This is a genomic window from Agromyces molybdatiresistens (assembly GCF_052748445.2).
Genome location: NZ_CM188258.1, coordinates 112584 through 129826 on the forward strand (window position 1 = coordinate 112584; position 17243 = coordinate 129826).

The 17243-nt window shown below is 71.2% G+C and carries 12 protein-coding genes; 4 read left to right on the forward strand and 8 right to left on the reverse strand.

Annotation, left to right across the window (positions count from 1 at the left end; genetic code table 11):
• Window positions 1-50: 50 nt before the first annotated feature.
• From ACULK2_RS00535 to ACULK2_RS00545, 3 genes are all read left to right on the forward strand, one after another.
• Entirely contained in the window at window positions 51-2087 is a 2037-nt protein-coding gene (locus tag ACULK2_RS00535; protein WP_445967680.1) for a M13 family metallopeptidase, read from the forward strand.
• Window positions 2088-2181: 94 nt separating this feature from the next.
• Window positions 2182-3090, forward strand: coding sequence for a serine hydrolase (locus ACULK2_RS00540; protein WP_430646915.1), 909 nt, complete (start codon window positions 2182-2184; stop codon window positions 3088-3090).
• A 311-nt stretch (window positions 3091-3401) separates the two neighbouring features.
• A complete protein-coding gene (locus ACULK2_RS00545; RefSeq protein WP_445967679.1) occupies window positions 3402-6293 on the forward strand; it encodes an arylsulfatase in 2892 nt (963 codons plus the stop codon).
• Window positions 6294-6389: 96 nt separating this feature from the next.
• Here ACULK2_RS00545 and ACULK2_RS00550 read toward each other — a convergent pair whose 3' ends face one another.
• The 4 genes from ACULK2_RS00550 to ACULK2_RS00565 are packed head-to-tail and all read right to left on the reverse strand — an operon-like array spanning window position 6390 to window position 10827.
• On the reverse strand, window positions 6390-7304 hold the full coding sequence (locus tag ACULK2_RS00550) for a carbohydrate ABC transporter permease (protein WP_445967678.1): 915 nt from the start codon (window positions 7302-7304) through the stop codon (window positions 6390-6392).
• Window positions 7301-8524, reverse strand: a complete 1224-nt coding sequence (locus ACULK2_RS00555) for a carbohydrate ABC transporter permease (RefSeq protein ID WP_445967677.1) — start codon at window positions 8522-8524, stop codon at window positions 7301-7303. Before ACULK2_RS00555 ends, ACULK2_RS00550 begins: the two co-directional genes overlap by 4 nt.
• A 2-nt stretch (window positions 8525-8526) precedes the next feature.
• Window positions 8527-9723 (reverse strand): sugar ABC transporter substrate-binding protein, encoded by a 1197-nt coding sequence (locus ACULK2_RS00560; protein ID WP_445967676.1) that lies wholly within the window; start codon window positions 9721-9723, stop codon window positions 8527-8529.
• Between the two features lie 57 nt (window positions 9724-9780).
• On the reverse strand, window positions 9781-10827 hold the full coding sequence (locus ACULK2_RS00565; protein WP_445968208.1) for a LacI family DNA-binding transcriptional regulator: 1047 nt from the start codon (window positions 10825-10827) through the stop codon (window positions 9781-9783).
• A gap of 165 nt (window positions 10828-10992) precedes the next feature.
• Here ACULK2_RS00565 and ACULK2_RS00570 point away from each other — a divergent pair, with 165 nt between their 5' ends.
• Window positions 10993-12975, forward strand: coding sequence for a glycogen debranching N-terminal domain-containing protein (locus ACULK2_RS00570; protein WP_445967675.1), 1983 nt, complete (start codon window positions 10993-10995; stop codon window positions 12973-12975).
• Between the two features lie 32 nt (window positions 12976-13007).
• Here the strand turns inward: ACULK2_RS00570 and ACULK2_RS00575 are convergent, their stop codons facing one another.
• The 4 genes from ACULK2_RS00575 to ACULK2_RS00590 form a co-directional block, all read right to left on the reverse strand.
• Window positions 13008-13643: a TetR/AcrR family transcriptional regulator gene (locus ACULK2_RS00575; protein ID WP_445967674.1), complete on the reverse strand. Its 636-nt coding sequence runs from the start codon at window positions 13641-13643 to the stop codon at window positions 13008-13010.
• Window positions 13644-13662: 19 nt separating this feature from the next.
• Window positions 13663-14964, reverse strand: a complete 1302-nt coding sequence (locus ACULK2_RS00580; protein WP_445967673.1) for an ABC transporter permease — start codon at window positions 14962-14964, stop codon at window positions 13663-13665.
• Window positions 14961-15671, reverse strand: a complete 711-nt coding sequence (locus ACULK2_RS00585) for an ABC transporter ATP-binding protein (RefSeq protein ID WP_445967672.1) — start codon at window positions 15669-15671, stop codon at window positions 14961-14963. The genes ACULK2_RS00580 and ACULK2_RS00585 overlap by 4 nt, the downstream gene beginning before the upstream one ends.
• A 133-nt stretch (window positions 15672-15804) precedes the next feature.
• Window positions 15805-17115: a cyanophycinase gene (locus ACULK2_RS00590; protein ID WP_445967671.1), complete on the reverse strand. Its 1311-nt coding sequence runs from the start codon at window positions 17113-17115 to the stop codon at window positions 15805-15807.
• Window positions 17116-17243 lie beyond the last annotated feature (128 nt).

Here is a 17243-nt window from a genome sequence, read left to right on the forward strand (position 1 = left end):
TCGCGGCATCCGCTCGGCCTCACCGCCCGGTGGCCGCCTAGGCTGTCGGAATGAGCGATGCGACGAAGCCCAGCGGCATCATCCTCGACGAACTCGATCCCGACGTGCGTCCGCAGGACGATCTCTTCCGGCACGTCAACGGCAGGTGGATCGAGCGGACCGAGATCCCGGACGACAAGGCGCGCTACGGCAGCTTCATCGTGCTCTACGAGGAGGCCGAGCGCGCCGTCCGCGAGATCATCGAGGAGGCGCAGGATGCGGAGCCCGGCACCGAGGCCCGCAAGGTCGGCGACCTCTACGCATCGTTCATGAACGAGGAACGAGCCGAGATGCTCGGCGCGACGCCCATCGCGAGCCAGCTCGTCGAGGCGTCCCTCCCCGGCACGGTCGCGCAGCTGCTCGAGGCCATCGGCCGGCTCGAGCGGCAGGGCGTCGGCGGGTTCGCGCAGCTCTTCGTCGACAACGACCCGGGGAACCCCGAGCGCTACCTCGTGTTCGTCGAGCAGGGCGGGATCGGCCTGCCCGACGAGAGCTACTACCGTGAGGAGCGCTTCGCCCCGATCCGGGAGAAGTACCTCGGCCACCTCGAGCGCATGTTCGGCCTCGCCGCGCTCGACGACGCGGCCGCGCGCGCCCGGCGCGTGTTCGAGCTCGAGACCGAGATCGCGAAGGTGCACTGGACGAACGTCGACTCGCGCGACAGCCAGAAGACCTACAACCTGATGCCCTGGTCGGAGGTCGCCGACGCGGCATCCGTCGACCTCGACCTGTGGCGCGACGCGATGGGCGTGCCCCAGGGTGCGTTCGAGGAGCTCGTCGTCCGGCAGCCGAGCTTCGTCGAGGGCGTCGGTGCGCTGATGACCGCCGATCGCCTGCCCGCCTGGCGCGACTGGCTCGCCTGGCAGGTCGTGCACGGGGCGGCGGCGTACCTCGGCAGCGCCTTCGTCGAGGAGAACTTCGACTTCTACGGCCGCACCCTCACCGGCACGCCGCAACTGCGCGAGCGATGGAAGCGCGGCGTCTCGTTCGTCGAGGGCGCGATGGGCGAGGCGGTCGGCCGCATCTACGTCGAGCGCCACTTCCCGCCTGCGGCGAAGGAGGCGATGGACGAGCTGGTCGCGAACCTCGTCGAGGCGTACCGCGACTCGATCACCGGCCTCGACTGGATGGGCGAGAAGACGCGCGAGCGGGCGCTCGAGAAGCTCGAGAAGTTCACCCCGAAGATCGGCTATCCGGTGAAGTGGCGCGACTACTCGACGCTCGACGTCTCCGCATCCGACCTCGTGGCGAACGTGCGCGCCGCGGCCGAGTTCGAGTTCCAGCGTCAGCTCGGCAAGATCGGCAAGCCCCTCGACCGCGACGAGTGGTTCATGACGCCGCAGACGATCAACGCGTACTACAACCCGGGCTTCAACGAGATCGTGTTCCCGGCCGCCATCCTGCAGTTCCCGTTCTTCGACGCCGAGCGCGACGCGGCGGCGAACTACGGTGCGATCGGCGCGGTCATCGGGCACGAGATCGGCCACGGCTTCGACGACCAGGGTTCGCGCTTCGACGGCGACGGGCGCCTCGTCGACTGGTGGACCGAGGCCGACCGCGACGCGTTCGAGGAGCGCACGAAGACGCTCATCGAGCAGTACGACGTGCTCGTGCCGGCGCAGCTCCTCGACGGCGGCCGTGCCGCCGAGGCGACCGACGGCGGTGACGCCGCCGACGAGGGCGAGGCGGATGCCGCTGGCGAGCCGGCGCACGTCAACGGCGCGCTCACGATCGGCGAGAACATCGGCGACCTCGGCGGCCTCGCGATCGCGTGGAAGGCCTACCTGCTCTCGCTCGGCGGGAAGAAGGCGCCCGTGATCGATGGCATGACCGGCGCGCAGCGCTTCTTCCTGTCGTGGGCGCAGGCCTGGCAGATGAAGGGCCGCGACGCCGAGGTCGAGCGGCTGCTCGCGATCGATCCGCACTCGCCGAACGAGTTCCGGTGCAACCAGATCGTCCGGAACATCGACGAGTTCTACACTGTCTTCGAGGTCACACCCGATGACGAGCTCTGGCTCGACCCGGCCGACCGCGTCCGGATCTGGTAGCACCTCACCACAGACCCCCGTCCGATCCCGTCGAGCGCACCGCGATGCCGCGGTGGGGGAGCGCGAGACCCGAACGAAAGCCGCTGTTCCAGTCGTGGTCGCCTCGTCCCAGGGTTCCGAGCGCCGTGCTCGGCACGCATCATTCCGACGAGGCCGCCACCGCGGCGATGAGCACGCCGAGGACTTCTCGCGCGGCTTCGACGCGCTCGGCGAGCTCGCGCTCGGCGGCGTGCAGGTCTCGGCGCGCGCGACCGACCTCGCGACCGGGCGCGTGCTCTTCTCCGTCGACGACCACGTGGTCATGCCGACCGCATCCATCGGCAAGGTGCTCCTGCTCGTCGAGGTCGCCTCGCGCCTCGGCCATGCGAGCCCCGAGGCGTTCACAGTGCTCGACCGCGCGCCGCGCGACGCCGTCGGCGACTCCGGCATCTGGCAGCACCTGCAGACGCCGTCGCTGCCGATGTCCGACCTCGCGGCGCTCGTCGGCGCGACGAGCGACAACCTCGCGACCAACGTCCTCATCCGCCAGGTCGGTCTCGAGTCGGTGCGCTCGCGCACCGAGACGCTCGGGCTCACCCGCACGGCGCTGCTCGACCTCGTCCGCGACCACCGCGGGCCCGACGACGCCCCGCAGCTCTCGATCGGCTCGGCCAAGGAGCTGACCTGGCTCTTCGCCTCGCTCGCTCGCGGCGAGATCGTGAGCCCCGAGGTCTCGCAGCGCGTCGTCGGTTGGCTGTCGCTGAACTCCGACCTCTCGATGGTCGCCTCCGCCTTCGGCCTCGACCCGCTCGCGCATCGCACGCCCGACCACGGGCTGCTGCTGATGAACAAGACCGGCACCGACGGCGGCGTGCGCAGCGAGGTCGGCGTGCTCCGCGGCCCGCGTGCGGGAGTCGCCTACGCGGTCTCGATGTACTTCGCCGACACGCAGCTCGCCTCGCGGCTCGCGGTGCTCGACGGCATGCGGCGCGTTGGCGCCGACCTGCTCGAGTACGTGCACTGAGGCCACGGCCGGCGCGGACCGCTCAGTCCGCGTCGAACGACTCGGACTCGGTCGGCTCCCGAGGCGCGCCCTGCCGGCCTCCGTCGGGCCCCGGCCGACGGAACGCGGTACGAAGTCCATCCGACGGTCCGTCGGTCACGAGTGCCTCCCTCGCGACGACGCTACGGGGCGTCGTACGGCGGCCGTGATGCCATCCGGGCCGCAACGTCGCAGCCCCGACGCGTGCGAGTCGAAGGTCCCGTCCGCCGCTCCGCTCGCCACCTAGCCTCGCAGCGGGTCGACACGAGGGGGACTGACTCATGGGTGAGCAGATGACGGACGTACTGGTGGCGGGGTACCAGGACATCGAGAGCGCGCAGCACGACTTCGACGGGCTCGTCCGCCGCGTGAAGGAGAAGACCCTGCGCATCGAGGGCGCCATCCTGGTGACGCACGATCCGGACGGCGAAGTCACGGTCGCCGACACGGGCGATCACCTCGGTCGCAAGGGTGCGGGGTGGGGCGCGGGCGTCGGCCTCGCCGTCGGCCTCTTCGCCCCGGCGCTGATCCCGGCGATCGCGGTCGGTGCCGCCGGAGGCGCGCTCGCGGGCGTGTTCGCCGACACCCGGCTGAAGAGCGGCATCGCCGATCACATCGGCACGAACCTGCCGCCCGGCCGCGCCGGCATCGTCGTCGTCTTCGACGAGGCGAGTCGGCTCGCGGTCGAGCAGGCACTGGCGGGATCGCCGGCGAAGTCGGTCGCGCAGACGGAGCACCGGGGCCTGGCCCAGCTGAAGGCCTCGCTCGCCGAGGCGGCCGGCAAGTTCTCGCCGGACCGGACGGTGCTGCCGCTGCGGGATCCGGCGTTCGGCGGTACGGCGGGCCGCACCATCGACCAGTCGGTGCCGGACTGGACCGTCGTGATGACGCCGAAGCCCCCTGCGGGCGCCCCGAACGTGCTGGTCGTGCTCATCGACGACGCGGGCTTCGGCAATCCGAGCACCTTCGGCGGCCCGATCGACACGCCGAACATGACCCGCGTGCAGCAGATGGGACTGACCGACAACCGCTTCCACGTCACCGCGATCTGCTCCCCGACGCGGGCGGCGCTGCTGACGGGACGCAACCAGCATCGGGTGGGCTTCGGCTCGATCGCGGAGTACCCTGGCCCCTTCCCCGGCTACACCGCCGCCCTGCCCAAGAGCTGCGCCCCCATCGCTCGCATCCTGAAGGACAACGGCTACGTGACGGGCGGCTTCGGCAAGTGGCACCTCACGCCCGACAACGTGCAGGGTGCCGCCGGCCCGTTCGACCGCTGGCCGAGCGGTTGGGGCTTCGATCACTGGTGGGGCTTCCTGAGCGGCGCCGCGGGCCAGTACGACCCGATCATCACGCAGGGCAATACGACGCTCGGCGTGCCTGTCCGCGATGACGGGCAGCAGTACTACTTCCCGGACGACATCACCGACAGGGCCGTCGAGTGGCTGCACGCCGTCCGTGCGCAGGACGCCGACGCGCCCTGGTTCATGTACTACTCGACCGGCTGCGCCCACGCACCGCACCACGTCGAGTCGGCATGGGCCGATCGCTACTCCGGCCGATTCGACGCCGGGTGGGACGAGTACCGCAAGACGGTCTTCGCACGCCAGAAGGAGCTCGGCATCGTGCCGCAGGACGCCGAGCTCACGGAGCGACCCGACCTGTTCCCGGCCTGGGACTCGTTGTCGGAGGACGAGAAGCGGCTCTACGTCCGCCAGATGGAGGTGTTCGCCGGGTACTCCGAGAACGCCGACTGGAACGTCGGCCGGCTCATCGACTCGATCGAGGAGATGGGTGACCTCGACGACACGCTCATCTTCTACATCTGGGGCGACAACGGTGCGAGCATGGAGGGCACGATCACCGGGTCGTTCAACGAGCTCACCTTTCTCAACGGCGTTCCGCTCACGCCCGAGCAGCAGCTCGAGCTCATCGAGCAGCACGGCGGCATCGAGGAGCTCGGCGGCATCGACACTGCGCCGCACTATGCGGCAGCATGGGGCTGGGCTGGCAACACGCCGTTCAAGTGGGGCAAGCAGACGGGAAGCCACCTGGGCGGCACCCGCAACCCGATGGTCGTGGCGTGGCCGGATCGGATCCCAGGGGGCGGCGAGATGCGCTCGCAGTTCACCCACTGCATCGACATCGGTCCGACCATCCTCGAGGCCGTCGGCGTGCCCGAGGCGAGGTCGGTCGACGGCATCGCGCAGGAACCGATGGACGGCACGAGCTTCTTCCACACCTTCGAGGCCGCGGACGCGGAGGAGCGGCACACCGTGCAGTACTTCGAGTCGATGGGATGCCGCGCGATCTACAAGGACGGCTGGTGGGCGTGCGCCCGGCTCGACCGCGTGCCGTGGGACTTCTCACCCGCGACCATCGCCAAGCTCGCCCCGGGGGTGTACGACCCCGAGCAGGACACCTGGGAGCTGTACGACCTCACCGAGGACTTCACGCAGGCGCACGACCTGGCCGCCGAGCGGCCCGAGAAGCTCGCGGAGTTGCAGGAGCTCTTCTGGCAGGAGGCCGAGCGCAACAAGGCCCTCCCGCTCCTCGGCGGCATGTCGATCTTCTTCGGCATCCTCCCGCCGCTCCCGACCACCACGAGGTTCACGTTCCACGGCGACGTGCAGAACATCCAGCGCGGCATGATTCCACGCATCTACGGCCGTTCGTACGCGATCGAGGGCGACCTCGTCGTTCCCGACGGCGGCGCCGAGGGCGTGGTCGTGGCGATGGCCGACGAGATCGGCGGGTTCGCCCTCTGGGTCGACGGCGACGGCCTCCTCCACCACACGTACTCGATGCTCGGCGTCGAGCAGTACCGGCAGGTGGCGACCAGTCCGCTCCCGACCGGACGCGTGACGGTGAGAATGCAGTTCGACGCCGACGAGATGAAGCCGGGGACGGGCGGGGTCGCGTCGCTGTGGGCGAACGGCGCGAAGATCGGCGAGGGCCGGATCGATCGCACGGTGCCCATCGCGTTCACCTCGTACTCGGGCATGGACATCGGCCGTGACAACGGCCTGGTCGTCGACGCCGCCTACAAGGGGAAGGCGCCGTACGCGTTCACCGGGACCGTCAACACCGTGGTATTCGACCTCAAGCCGGCACCGGTAAGCGTCGAGAAGCGGCTCCACCACGCGGCCGGTGCGACGGGGATGGGTGCGAGCGCGGCCGGATGAGCGCGGCAGTCGAGCCACCGGCACGGGCCGTGACCCGGCGCGGATGCCGCGGGGCGCCGGCCCCGCGGCATCCGCCCCGCCGCCGCGAGGCGCACGTCAGCCCTTCTCGGCGCCCGCCGTCGTGTTCATGATGCGGCGCTGGAAGATGAAGAACAGCACCGCGACCGGGATGGTCATGAGCACTGCCGCCGCGAGCTGCAGCGGGAACTGATTGCCCGAGCCGAGCTGCCCCGACACGAGCGACGCGACGCCGGTCGTGAGCGTGTTCAGCTCGGGGCTCTGCCTGGAGATGATGAAGTGCTGCAGCTCGTTCCACGAGCCCTGGAAGCTCAGGATGATCAGCGTGACGAGCGCCGGCCGCGCCATGGGCAGGACGACCGACCAGAAGGTGCGGAACTGGCCGGCCCCGTCGATGCGCGCCGCCTCCTCGATGGAAACGGGGATCGAGTCGAAGAACTGCTTCATGATGAACACGCTGGCGGCCGTCGACAGCAGCGGGATGATCATGCCCGCGTACGTGTCGTAGATGCCGAGCTGCTGGAGCACGAGGAACCGCGGGATCAGCAGGACCACGCCGGGCACCGCGAGCACGGCGATGAAGAACGCGAACAGGATCGAACGTCCGCGGAACTTCAGGCGCGACAGGGCGTATCCCGCGAGCGAGTCGAAGAACACGCGCCCCAAGGTGACGATCACGGTGATGAACACCGTGTTGCCGAACCAGAGCGGATACGGCGAGTCGGTGAAGAGCCGCTCGTACGCCGCGAACGTGACCGTCTCGGGGATGAGCGAGAGGCCGTTCTGCGTGGCGTCCGCATCGGTCTTGAAGCTGCCCGCGACCGAGAGGATGAACGGGTAGATGTAGATGAGCGCCAGTCCGATGAGGATCAGGTAGCTCGTCCACAGTCCTGCGCGCACCTTCGCCGGCGTCCGACGGCGGCGCGGTGAGGGGCGAGCGGATGCCGCGGCGCCGTCGGCGGTGACCACCGCTCGTGTGCTGAGGTCGGTCATCGTCCGCTCCCGTCTCGTGGCCCGGCGTCGTCGTGCTCGGTCGCATCGGCGCCCGACAGGAGCGCCCGGTCGGTGGGATCGGCGCCCACCACCGCGGACGCGGCGTCGGGCTCGTGGCGACGGAGCTCCGCGTCGGCGGCGCGTCGTCCGATGCGTCGATCGCGCGCGCCCATCCCCTTCGGGTCGCGCTCGCGCAGCCACCATCGCTGCAGGAGCGTGAGCAGGATGATGAAGACGAACAGGATGAACGCGATCGCCGCGCCCTGGCCCCACTTCAGCTCCTCGAACGACGTCTCGTAGGCCAGGAAGGCGGGCGTCTTGATCGTCCCTCCGGCGGTGCTGCCGCCGAGCACGTAGATCTGGTCGAACACCTGCCACGAGCCGATGAGCCCGAGCGTGAGCACCGTGAACATCGTCGGTCGGAGCATGGGCACCGTGACGGAGAAGAAGGTGCGGAACGGGCCGGCGCCGTCCATGCGCGCCGCCTCGTCGATCTCACCGCCGATGGCCTGCAGCCCCGCGAGGAACAGCAGCATGAAGGTGCCCGAGGTCGTGAAGATCGCGAGCATGATCAGCGTCATCATCGCGACGGACGGACCGGCGAGCCACTCCCACCAGGTGATGCCGAGCGGACCGTCCTGGGCCAGCGCCTCCGGCGGACTCGTGATGCCGACGACGGCGAGCAGGTTGTGGAAGACGCCGCTCGCGTCGTTCAGCCAGTTGGGACCGTCGATGCCGAAGAAGCCGAGGACCGCGTTGACGGCCCCGGACGCCGTGAACAGGAACTGGAAGACGATGACGATCGCCACGGTCGAGGTGACCGACGGGAAGTAGAACGCGGTGCGGAAGAAGCCCCGCCCGCGGATCGCCGCACGATTGACCTGCACTGCGAGCAGCAGCGCGACGATGGTCTGCAGCGGCACCACGAAGACGACGTACCAGAGGTTGTTGCGCACGGCCCGACCGAAGTTCTCCTGGTCGAGGCCGGGTTCGGTGGTGATCGCGGCGTAGTTCTCGAGCCCCACGAAGTTCACGTTCGGGTTGAGCGGCGACCGGAAGCCGTTCCAGTCGCTGAAGCTCACCCAGAGCGCGAGGAGGATCGGGATGGCGAGGAACACCACCACGATGACGACGGCGGGCGTGACGAAGAGCCAGCCCGCCCGGGCCTCGCCGCGGCGGATGCCACCGCCGCGACGAGACCCGGAAGCGGTGCCGGTCATGATCAGCCGTTCGCCTCGGCGGCGGCCGCCTCGAGGTTCTCCTGGAACGGCCCGAGCACGGCGGCGGGGTCGGCGAGCCCCTGCGTCTCGAGCGACGAGTTGAAGTCCGCGACGGCCGGGGCGGAGCCCGCGAAGGCCACGGGGCTCTGCGCGTACTCGACTCCGGCGACGAACGCCGCGTTCTCCGGGAACTGGTCGGCGTAGGCCTGCGAGCCGGACTCGGTCGACGGGATCACGCCGAAGGCCTCGGCGAACGCCAGCTGCTGCTCGTCGGCGGTGAGGTACTCGACCAGGTCGACCGCGGCGTCGCGCGTGTCGGACTCGACCGGGATGCCCCAGCAGTTGCTGAACGCGAACGTGGACGGGCCGGCGGGGCCCTCGGGCAGCTCGACGCTGATGAACTCCCGATCCGGGAAGTCGTTCACCATCGCACCGTTGATCCACGGCCCCTCGATCACCATCGCCGCGCTGCCGAGGCCGAAGGCCTCGCCGGCCCAGCCGGCCTCGAGGTCCTGCGGGTACGCGAGCACGCCCGCGTCGATGAGGCCCTGCAGGTACGTCAGCGCCTCGGCGTTCTCGGGTGAGTCGGCGGTCACCTCGCCGTCCTCGTAGACGCCTCCGCCGGCCTGCCCCATGAACGTGCCGATGCGCTGGTACTCGCGGCCCATGCTGAGGCCGACCTGGTCATCGGTGGTCAGCTGCTGCGCGACCGCCTGCAGGCCCTCCCAGTCGGTCGGCACGTCGGCATCGGTGAGCCCCGCCGCCTCCCAGGCCGCGGTGTTGATCTGCAGCGCCAGGGTCGAGAAGTCCTTCGGCGCGCAGTAGAACCGGTCCTCGTACGTGAACTGCTCGCGGAGCGCCGGCAGGAACTGGTCGGCGTTCTCCAGGTCGTCGGCGTAGGGCTCGATGAAGCCCTGGTCGGCGTAGGTCTGGAACTGGTCCCATGGCATGTAGAACAGGTCGGGCGGGTTGTTGCCCGAGAAGCCCTGGCCGAGCTGCTGCACGAGGTCGTTGGCGGCGATGACCTCGACGGTGTTGCCCGTCTCGTCGGCCCAGGCCTCGGCGGCCTCGGTGACCGCGGTGGTCTCGGCGTCGCCCGACGAGCCGATCAGGATGCTGAGCTCCTGCCCGGTGGTCTCGCCGCCGTCGTTCCCGCCCGGCGAGCAGGCGGCTAGGGTGATGACGAGTCCTGTCGCCACGGCGACGGCACTCCATTGTGATGTCCTCACGATGTTTCCCTTCTGTGATTGCCGGCCTCAGGTGCCGGGGATCGCGTCGAGCGCCAGGTGTCCAGGCCGTCGCTCGACGAGTCGGGGCGCGAGGAGCCGGTTCGCCGGCTCCTCGTCGCTGCTCGGATTCGGGCGCACGTCGTCGCCCGCCTCGCCGAACAGCAGGTCAAGGGCGGCGGCCACGACGTCGTCGAGGGGCTGCTCCACGCTGGAGAGCCCGACGGCGGCGGCCACCGGGGTGTCGTCGAAGCCGACGATGGGAAGTGCGGGGAGACCGGCGGTGCGCGCGGCGATCATGGCACCGAGCGCGAGGGAATCGCTCGCGCAGACGATGGCGTCGGGCGGCTCGGCGAGCGCGAGCAGCTCCGACGCCGCCCTGGAGCCCTCGGTCACGCCGTCGACGGTGTGCCGCGCGAGTCGCGTGCGGGCGTCCCGATCGAGTGCGCACTCGGCCTCCCACCCGGCGCGCCGTTCGTCGCCGGTCCCGGAGCCATGGGGCCACCCGATCCAGGCGACGCGCTGCGCGCCCTGCTCGCGCAGGTGGCGCACGGTGTCGGCGACTCCGGTTCGGCCGTCGACGTCGACCCAGCGGTGCGCGATCGCGCGAGTCTCCGGGTCCCACGGGCGGCCGAAGGCGACGAACGGGACGCCCTGCTCGGTGAGGGCGCGGATGCGCTCGTCCCCATGGGTCGTCGCGGTGAGCACGAACGCGTCGACGTCCGAGCCCTCGCGCAGCCGCCGGATCCGAGCGAGCTCGTCGTCGGGCCCGTCGGCGGAGAACACCATGACGCGGAGTCCGCGCGCGTCGGCGTGCTCCGTGAGCTTGTGCAGGAAGCGGTCGAGCACGGCGCCGGAGATGCCGTCGCGCCACGGGTCGATGCGGACGCCGATGGTCGCCGACTTGCGGGTGCGCAGCCGGCGGGCGGAGGCGTGCGGCCGGTAGCCGAGGCGGTCGATGGCCTCGAGCACGCGCTCGCGCGTCGTCTCGCGCACGATGCCCGGGCTGTTGAGCACGTTCGAGACCGTCTGGCGCGAGACCCCCGCGGCCAGCGCGACGTCGTCGACGGTCGGCATCCGGGACACTGCGCGCCTCCTTTGGCTCGTGCGGATCGTCCGCAGGACGATCTGGGAATCTCTTGATTTGATCGATCAAATCTTTGCTAATGTTGCCGACATCCGACAGCGGTGTCAACCCACGCGGCGTCACCGTTCCATCACGAACCGGAAGCGAGCACCACCGTGACCGCACCTCTCCAGCCTCTGCTGCACGACGCGCTGGCGGTCCTCAGGGCGCCGACCCAGGTCTGGTCGTCGCCGGGCGGCGACATCGGCGACGCACCGGTGCACGGCATCTACAGCGCCGACGTCCGGCTCGTGCGCGGCCTCCGCCTCACCGTCGACGGCCGCGCACCGGAGCACCTCGCCACCGGGGGTGAGCGGAGCGACCGGGTGCGCATCGACGCCCTGGTCCGCAGCCTCGACGACCCGACGCCCGATCCGGGGTTCCGCCTCGTGCTCGACCGCGTCGTCGACGCCGACGGGGTCGCCGACACCGTCACGCTCCGCAATCGCCGAGGGGTCGAGGTGCGTGCCCGCGTCGTGGTCGAGATCGAGCCCGACGCCACCCCGGTCGATCACGTCAAGCTCGGTTCCGCGCCCTCGGCCGGGCCGCGGACCGACCTCGACGGCGGGGTCGCCGCCTGGGGCGGCGAGCAGGTCTCGGCGCGGCTCGCGGCGCGCGGGCTCGACGTGGAGGCGACCGCACGCGGCATCCGCCTCACCACGGAGCTCGTCGTCCCCGCTTCGGGCGAGGCGAGCGTCGGCTGGCGACTCGACACGGTCGACGAGGCGGCCGTGGTGCGCGGCGTCGACACGCCGGCCCCGTGGACCACTCCCACGGTCACCGCCGCCGACGACCGCCTGTCGCGGTGGATCGCTCAGGGCCTCGCCGACCTCGACGCGCTGCGGATGACGACCGTGCGGCACCCCGACGCCGAGTTCATCGCCGCCGGTGCGCCCTGGTTCTTCACGCTCTTCGGCCGCGACTCGATCTGGACGGCGCGCATGCTGCTGCCGCTCGGCACGAAGCTCGCGGGCGACACGCTCCGCGTGCTCGCCGGACTGCAGGGCGATCGGGTCGATGACGCGACCGCCGAGGAGCCCGGCAAGATCATGCACGAACTGCGCCGCACCGCCCTGTCGCTCGGCGACGGCGAGCTTCCGCCGCTCTACTACGGCACCGTGGATGCGACGGCGCTCTGGATCGCGCTGCTGCACGACGCCTGGCGCTGGGGCCTGCCCCACGACGAGGTCCGTGCGCTGCTCCCGCACCTCCGGGCCGCGCTCGCCTGGATGCGCGACCACGGCGATGCCGACGGCGACGGGTTGCTCGAGTACGTCGACCGCTCCGGGCACGGCCTCGCGAACCAGGGCTGGAAGGACTCCGGCGACTCGGTGCAGTGGCGCGACGGTTCGCTCGCGGAGGGGCCGATCGCCCTGTGCGAGGTGCAGGCCTACGCCTACGAGGCGGCCATGCACGGCGCCGTTCTCCTCGAGGCGTTCGGCGACGAGGGCGGCGGGCAGTGGCGCGAATGGGCCGAGCGACTGCGCGATCGCTTCCACGCCGAGTTCTGGATCGACGACCCCGCCGGCGCGTACCCGGCGATCGCGCTCGACGCGCAGAAGCGCCCGGTCGACACGGTCACGTCGAACCTCGGCCACCTGCTCGGCACCGGCCTGCTCGACGACGACCAGGTGGAGCTCGTCGTGCGCCGCCTGACCGATCCGACCCTCGACTCCGGCTACGGGCTGCGCACCATGTCGACCGACTCCGGCGGGTACTGGCCGCTCAGCTACCACGGCGGGACCGTGTGGGCCCACGACACCGCGATCGCCGTCCTCGGGCTCGTGCGGGAGGGGCGAGGGGCGGATGCCGCGGGGCTCGTCGAGGGTCTCCTGCGCGCCGCCGCGGGCTTCGCCTACCGGATGCCGGAGCTGCACTCCGGCGACCCGGCGAGCGAGGTCGCGGTGCCGGTGCCGTATCCGGCGGCGTGCCGGCCGCAGGCGTGGTCGGCCGCGGCATCCGTCGCCGTGCTCACCGCGGTGCTCGGGCTCGAGCCCGACGGGGACGGCGTGCGCACCGACCCGCTCGCCTCGTTCGGCAGCATCGAGGTCGAGGGCATCCGGCTCGGCGGACGGAGCCTGCGCGTCGCCGTGAGCTGATCACCCCGGACGCCGCGGGACGCGATTCCGCGTCAGCCCAACTTGCGGATGACGCGGTCCAGCCGGTCGGCCAGGTCGCCCACGTCGACCGGGGGCGGCGCGCCCTCGGCGGCGCGGCGCGCCCAGCTCAGGCCGACGTAGCGCATGAGGCCCGCGAGCAGGTGGGTGATGAGCTCGGCCTGCTCGGGGAGGTCGGCGAGCTCGGCCTCGTCGGCACCCTCCCTGAGGGCGTCCTGCCGCAGCCGCAGCTCGAGGATCTGCCGGAGCTCCGCCTCGATGGCCGTGAGGCGCTCCATCTGGCGCGCGAGGAGCATCGGGTTCTGCGAGACCGCGGTGATCCGTCGCGCGATGAGCGATGGATCGGCCGGCAACCGGTCGGGCTCGATGCGCACGAGCGTCGCGGCCTCGGCGAGGAGGGGGCCGTCCGAGACGATGAACTCCCTCGCCGCCTGCTGGTCGACGCTCGGTTCGTCGATGCCGAGCAGCGCGGCATCCTTCGTCTTGAAGTGGTTGAAGAACGTGCGCTGGCTGATGCCGGCGGCCTGGCAGATCATGTCGACCGTGACGTGGTCGTAGCCGTGCTCGGTGACGAGGTCGATCGCGGCGCGCTCGATCGCCGCGGTCGTCTCCGCGACGCCTCGGCGCCGGGATCCCGGCTCGGTCGACATGATCCGCCTCCTGGTCGATCTACTCGTACCGTAGCGAGTCGATCGGGTCCTGGCGGGCCGCCCTGCGGGCGGGGAGGACACCGGACAGGAACGCGACGAGCATGATCACGAGGATCACGCCGACCACGTTGACCGGGTCGAACAGCAGGATGGTCAGCCCGGGGAGGTCCGCCAGGGGCCCCGCCGACAGGGCCGACGAGATCGCCGTGCCGAGCCCGATGGCGGCGACGGCGCCGATCGCCGATCCGAGGAAGCCGATGACGACCGCCTCGAGGCTGAACAGGGAGAACACCCTGCCGTCGGACATGCCCATCGCCTTCATCAGGCCGATCTCGCGCGTGCGCTCCTGCACGCTCATCAGCAGCGTGTTGACGATGCCGAAGGATGCCGCGACGAGCGCGATCACGGAGAACGCGCTGAGCACGCCGATGATGCCGTTGATGACGGTCTGGATGACCCCGAGCTGGTCCTCGACCGTCTGGCCCGCGAGGTCGGCCTCGGCGAGCTGGGCCTTCACTCCGTCGACGTCGGAGGCGGCGACCGCGCCGTCCTCGCCGGTCCCGGAGAGGGAGGCGACGGCGATCACGTAGGCGTCGGGCTGTCCGGGGACCGCCTGGTCATCGGCGACGGCGTCGGTCAGGGCCTGGTTCACGCCGGCTCCCGTGGCCAGCAGGCTGGTGCGCGCGATGCCGACGACGTCGGCCTCGACCGTCCGTTCGGCCTGCGCCGCGTCGGTGTAGCCGAGCTCGACCGTCGTGCCGACGGCGGACTCGGCGTCGTCGTACCCGAGGGCGTCGACGTAGTCCTGCGGGAGCACGATCTCCGCGCGGCTCGACCCCTGGTCGAGCTGGTCGCCCGCGACGAGGTCGCTGCGGCCGATCGAGGAGGTCGGGTTGACGTCGAGCTGGTAGCGGTCGTCGTCGGACCCGTCGACCGGGGCCACCCAGTCGACCGCGATCTGGCGGATGGGCTCGACCCGGTCGACGCCCTCCATGTCGCGCATCGCGTCGAGATCGTCGTCGTTCAGCAGGGTCCCCGCGCCGAACGGGTTCGCCTGGGCGGACTGCTGACGTCCGCCCGGGTCGTACGCGTCGGGACCCGCAGAGGTGTCGGTCGACGCGGCGGGGGTCACGAGGAGCACGTCGCCGGTGCTGATGGTGGCGACCTGCTTCGTCACGTAGTCGTTCACCCCCGCGCCGAGCGCGGTGGTGAGCGTGAGCGTGAACGCGCCCACGAACAGGCTCAGCACGGTCAGCGTCGTGCGGAGCTTGCTGCGGAAGGCGTTCCGGGTGGCGTTGGTGATGACATCCGCGGTCCTCATCGTCCCGCTCCTTCCACGATCAGGCCGTCGGCGATGCTCACCCGTCGATCGCAGCGGGCGGCGAGGTCGTCGTCGTGCGTGACGACGACGAGGGTGATGCCGCGTTCGCGCTGCAGGCCGAAGAGGATGTCCTCGACCTGGCTTCCGGTCGACGTGTCGAGGTTGCCGGTCGGCTCGTCGGCGAAGATCACGTCGGGCTCGTTGACGAGCGCGCGGGCGATCACGACGCGCTGCTTCTGGCCCCCCGAGAGGTCGTTGGCACGGTTCCTCGCCTTGTCGGCGAGTCCGAGCGCGTCGAGCACGGCAAGGCCGCGTCGCGCCCGCTCGCGGGGTGCCACCCCGGCGACGAGCAGGGGCAGCGTGACGTTCTCGAGCACGGACTGCTGCGCGGTGAGGAAGAACTGCTGGAAGACGAAGCCGAACCGCTCGTTGCGGAGCCGGTTGATCCGCCTGGCAGGAGCGGATGCCGCGTCCTCGCCGTCGATCTCGACGGAACCCGTACTCGGCCGGTCGAGCAGTGCGAGCAGGTGCATGAGCGTGGACTTGCCCGAGCCCGACTTGCCGACGATCGCGAGCGATTCGCCGCGCCCGACGTCGAGGGACACGCCCTTCAGCGCGTCGAAGCGGGACTCGCCGGTCCCGTAGGTCTTCGTCAGCGCACGGGCGCTGAGCACCGGCGGGGCGCCGGAGGCGGGGGAGGATGCCATCACCGTGTTCCTTTCACGTGGTGCAGTCAATAATGCAGTGACTGCAACAGTGACTGATGGAGCTGGGAGGCAGCCGCGAACGCCGAGGGCGGCGGAGGGCGCGCCGCGCCATCCGCCGCCCCGGGCGCCCGACTCAGTCGGCGGTCGGCACGAGTTCGATGCGCAGGTCGAGCCGCGCGAACGAGACGGTGCCGTCGGGAGTGGTCCACGCGCGCGTCGACGGGAGCCGCGTGAGCACGGTGCGGAACTGCGGGGAGTCCTCGAGGCTCGTGCCGCTTCCGCTGCGCTCGCCCGAGGCGACCGTCTCTCGGGCGAGGTCGCGCAGCGTGTAGACGCCTCCCTCCCCGTCGAGCGAGTCCCAGACGTCGGAGCGTTCGGCGACCGGGCCCGCCGTGGGCCGCACGGCCGCCGAGCCGTCCGCCGCGAGGGCGAGGCCGCGGTGCAGGTGGACCGTGTCGCCCGCGGTCGCGTAGCTCCAGCTCACGCCGCTCACGCCGCCGTCCGCCTCGCGCGCGGCGCCGAGGTCGAGGAGGGAGGCGCCGTGCTCGCCGATCACCCGGCCGACGCCGGTCGTCCGATCGAGGACGACGGCGGTCGTCTCGTCCACGCCGAGCACCAGGTCGTGCCCGGTCTCGAGGGCGAGCTTGACCGCGCGGCCCTGGCGGCCCCACGTCGTGAAGTGGCTGTCGATCTGCACGCCCTCGACGAAGCCGAACCCGCCCGACGGGAGGTAGCCGAGTTCCGTCGGGTCGTCGAGGTACCCGGCCGTGGCGCCGTCGCGCCACGCCTCGTAGGACTCGCCACCGGTCACCATGTCGGCGCCCTGCTGGATGGCGAGGCCGGCGCTCACGCCCGCGACGACGCCGCGATCCGCGGCCGTCCGCAGCGCGGAGAGCACGGGCGTGTCGACGCACGACTCGAACGCCTCGAGCGGCACCGGCTCGCAGTCCTGGAGGGTGCGGACGTAGCGCATCTGGTCGCCGCCGCCGAAGAACACGCCGGTCGCATCGGCGAGCTCGGCGACGACGGCCGGGTCGTCGGCGCGATCGGGTCGGTACTCGTCGCCGGGGTAGTCGACGGCCGCGTCGACCGGCACCGCGTAGGTCTCGGCGCCGTACTGCTGGAACAGGTCCGCGTAGTAGAGGCCGTTGGCGGCGGCGTTGTTGAGCGAGGGGTCGGCGGCCTGCGCCGCGGTGCGAGCGGTCCGCGCAGCCGCGGTCACGATCGCGATCCGAGCCTTGGCCGGCCCCGCGCCGTCCGGGTCGGCGAGATCGACGATGGACTGCAGGATCTCGGCGTTCTCGTCGAGGTTCCCGCCGATGAGCACGGCGTGCGGAACGGGCGCGACCTCGGCGGAGCCGGGCGCCGCGGCGGCGGGCGGGGTGACGGTCAGGGCGAGCGCGGCGGTGGTGCAGGCCGCGATCGACAGGGGGATTCGTCGCATGGTGCCTCCTTGGAATGTGCGTTACATGAGCGTGCAACTAGTGCCGGATGCTAACGCACGATACGACCGCGCGGAAGGGCCCCGGGCCGGTCGTCCAATGTCGGCCGTGCGCCTCGCCGAATTGTTAC